Here is a 2,744-nt window from a genome sequence, read left to right as displayed (position 1 = left end):
AAACGGGTTAACGTTCTGGACGGTTTGAATTGCATTGTTTCCTCCCATGCAAGACAGCTGTAAGTCTTACGATATGAGGTACGTTACCGGTAACGATACGGGGTGTCAATCAGCTTTCCTTCCCTGTGAAAAGGTGTCGCATTTCCCCTTGAGCGATACGTGCGTGAACACCTTGATCGCAGGGCGTGACGAAGCACGAAAAACATCCAGATTGTGCGCCATGTCGCTATTGTGACAAAACTGTGCTAGTCGATGCCGTTGCCTCTCGGCTGATGCAAGAAGGCAAGAGGGAAAGGTGTAAGGTGTTGATCGTTCTGGTATCTTTCCGTGATGCCGCGCGGGCAGAGCCGATGAGATCGCGGCGGGAGCAAACATTGTGGCGGTGAAAAAACGGGCGGCGACGCTGGCCGAAATTGCGAAGGTTGCGGGCGTCTCGCGGATGACGGCCTCGCGCGCGCTCAACAATCAGCCCGGCGTCTCGGCCGAAACGCGCGAAGACATTCTACGCATTGCCGACGAGATGGGCTATTCGGTCAATCCATTCGCGCAGAAGCTGTCCAATGGCCGCTCGCGGATTATCGGCGTGATGGCCGAGCTGCATGCGCCCTTTACCAGCGATATCGTGCTCGGCATCAGCGGCGCGGCCAAAAGCGCCGGCTACGAGGCGCTCGTCTACTCGCTGCCGGATCGCGACAGCACCGCGCCAAGCAGCGTGGCAAGCCTACTGCAGCAGATCGCCGGCGGCATCATTGCCATTCTGCCCTACGAGGCGAGCTATCTGGAGCAGATCGCCAGCGAAGCGCTGCCCGTGGTCACGATCGACACGCTTTACGATGATCCGCCCTTCCCCTCCGTCGACGGCGACAGTTATCAGGGTGCGCGGCTTGCGGTGCGCCATCTGGCCGATCTCGGCCACCGCCGGATCGGCTTTATCACCGGCGACAATCGTCTGCGCTCGGCCCGCGAACGCATGGCCGGCTATTGCGATGCCGTGGCCCAGTTCGGATTGGACAGGGACCCGGCGCTGATCGCCGACGGCGATTTCCTGCAGAAAAGCGGCTTCGACGCGACCAAGCGGATCCTCGCACTCAAGGACCGCCCGACCGCCATCTTCGCGGCCAATGATATCAGTGCGCTCGGCGCCAGCCAGGCGCTGCGCGAAAAGGGACTGCGTATCCCGGAGGACATGTCGCTGACCGGCTTCGACGATATTGCCATCGCCCAGCAGATGCATCCGCCGCTGACGACGATCCGCCAGCCGCTGCGCCAGATCGGCCGGTCGGCGATGAACACACTTCTGGCGCGCATCGGCGGGCTCGATGCGCCGAGCAACCGGATCACGCTGCCGACCGAACTGATCGTGCGCCAGTCGACCGCGAAGCCCCAACGCCAGGGCTGATCCCTTCGGCTGGTATTGCCAAGTTGTTTGTCATTGGATGCAAGGCGGCAGCCGGCCTGCCGCCAAGTGCAAGGCCAAGATGGTGGACGATAGTTTCCAGCCGTTGAGTGCGCCGTCCATAGCGGGCCAACACACCGCCATCGAACTGCTCGCAGAATATGCGTCGACCGCACAGGACGGCATCGCACCGGAACCGGCGCACGACTCTCGTCAACTGTACACGCCGACCAGAAAGTGGAAGGTCAGCAGATCGTAGTGCCCAGCGTGTCGCACTCGACACGCGGATTCATCAGATCGGGATTGGGGACGATCCGGATTGTCTTGTCATTGCAGCACCGGCTCGAAAATCGGAATCGATTTTCGGAAAGCACGATGCGTAGATTCAATAGGTTCGAACGTCCTCGAACATCGAGGAGGCGTCAAAACGGACCTTTAGTCCAGCCAGTTTTCAACCTGGAGGCCGGGCACTCGCAGGAATTCGCGCGTATTGGCTGTCACCAGAACTGCATCGACAGCCAAGGCGTGGGCCGCTATCAGCAGATCATTTGGACCGATCGGCGTGCCGGCAGCTTCGAGCTGTGCTCTGATACGCCCGTACCGCACATGTGATGGCGCATCCAGCGCGAGTATCTGCATGCCACCAAGAATGGCCTCGATTTGCGCCGTCAGCCTGGCAGATCCCTTGCGTTCACAGCCATAGCTCAGCTCAGCCGCGGTGATGATGCTGACGCAGATCGTATCCTGTCCGGCATCAGCGATATGGCCGACGACGGCGCCAGCCGGATTTCGCGCGAGGTCCGACACGATATTCGTGTCGAGCATGTATAGGCGGCTCAAAGGTCGATTTTCCTTGCGGGCAGCAATGTCTCATCGACGTCAGGGAATTGGTCATCAGGGCCGAGCGGCTTCAGGCGTGCAAGAACATCCAACAGGTTCTTGTTGGGAGCCGGTTCAATCACAAGCCGGTTGCCTTCCCGATGAATCATCACTCGGTCTCCCGGCAGTTCGAAATCGGCCGGGATACGGACAGCCTGACTTTTGTTGTTGCGAAACAGCTTGGCTTCGCGTTCTTCAGATGCTTGGGGCATGAAAGCCTCCTGTCAAAATGATGTATATGCAAATGTATATACTAGGTCGACTTTGAGATTTCAAGCGTAATGCGAAGCGAAGCAGGGCTTTCTATCCCAAAAACGGACATGGATGTAGGGTTCCGGGCTAAAGCTGTTGATTTCTGCTGAGAGGTGACCCTGTGGGGGTGCGGACGAAAACTTGGACAGGTCTATGACGCAAGGCCCAGACTGTTTCGATATTCGATTGGGCTTCGCCCGCCAAGTGATATTTTGAT

3 protein-coding genes and 1 pseudogene are annotated in these 2,744 nt (G+C 58.7%); 1 reads left to right on the top strand and 3 read right to left on the bottom strand.

What is annotated here, in order from left to right; genetic code table 11:
- The first annotated feature begins 376 nt into the window (after window positions 1-376).
- Window positions 377-1,399 (top strand): LacI family DNA-binding transcriptional regulator, encoded by a 1,023-nt coding sequence (locus tag EDC90_RS20650; protein ID WP_207903996.1) that lies wholly within the window; start codon window positions 377-379, stop codon window positions 1,397-1,399.
- A 40-nt stretch (window positions 1,400-1,439) separates the two neighbouring features.
- Here the strand turns inward: EDC90_RS20650 and EDC90_RS21610 are convergent.
- The 3 genes and pseudogenes from EDC90_RS21610 to EDC90_RS20635 all read right to left on the bottom strand — a co-directional run.
- Window positions 1,440-1,667: pseudogene (locus EDC90_RS21610) on the bottom strand (ISL3 family transposase); the annotation flags it as partial.
- A gap of 164 nt (window positions 1,668-1,831) precedes the next feature.
- Window positions 1,832-2,236, bottom strand: coding sequence for a type II toxin-antitoxin system VapC family toxin (locus EDC90_RS20640; RefSeq protein WP_132314386.1), 405 nt, complete (start codon window positions 2,234-2,236; stop codon window positions 1,832-1,834).
- On the bottom strand, window positions 2,233-2,487 hold the full coding sequence (locus EDC90_RS20635; protein WP_132314385.1) for an antitoxin: 255 nt from the start codon (window positions 2,485-2,487) through the stop codon (window positions 2,233-2,235). Before EDC90_RS20635 ends, EDC90_RS20640 begins: the two co-directional genes overlap by 4 nt.
- Window positions 2,488-2,744: the final 257 nt, after the last annotated feature.

This window comes from Martelella mediterranea (genome assembly GCF_004342225.1).
In the GTDB taxonomy this organism is placed as follows: Bacteria; Pseudomonadota; Alphaproteobacteria; order Rhizobiales; family Rhizobiaceae; genus Martelella; species Martelella mediterranea_B.
This window is presented reverse-complemented; position numbering and strand designations above follow the sequence as displayed.

Bases quoted from the DNA above. Each gene is read 5' to 3' on its own strand.
- EDC90_RS20635 (WP_132314385.1), bottom strand. From the start codon at position 2,487: ATGCCCCAAGCATCTGAAGAACGCGAAGCCAAGCTGTTTCGCAACAAC.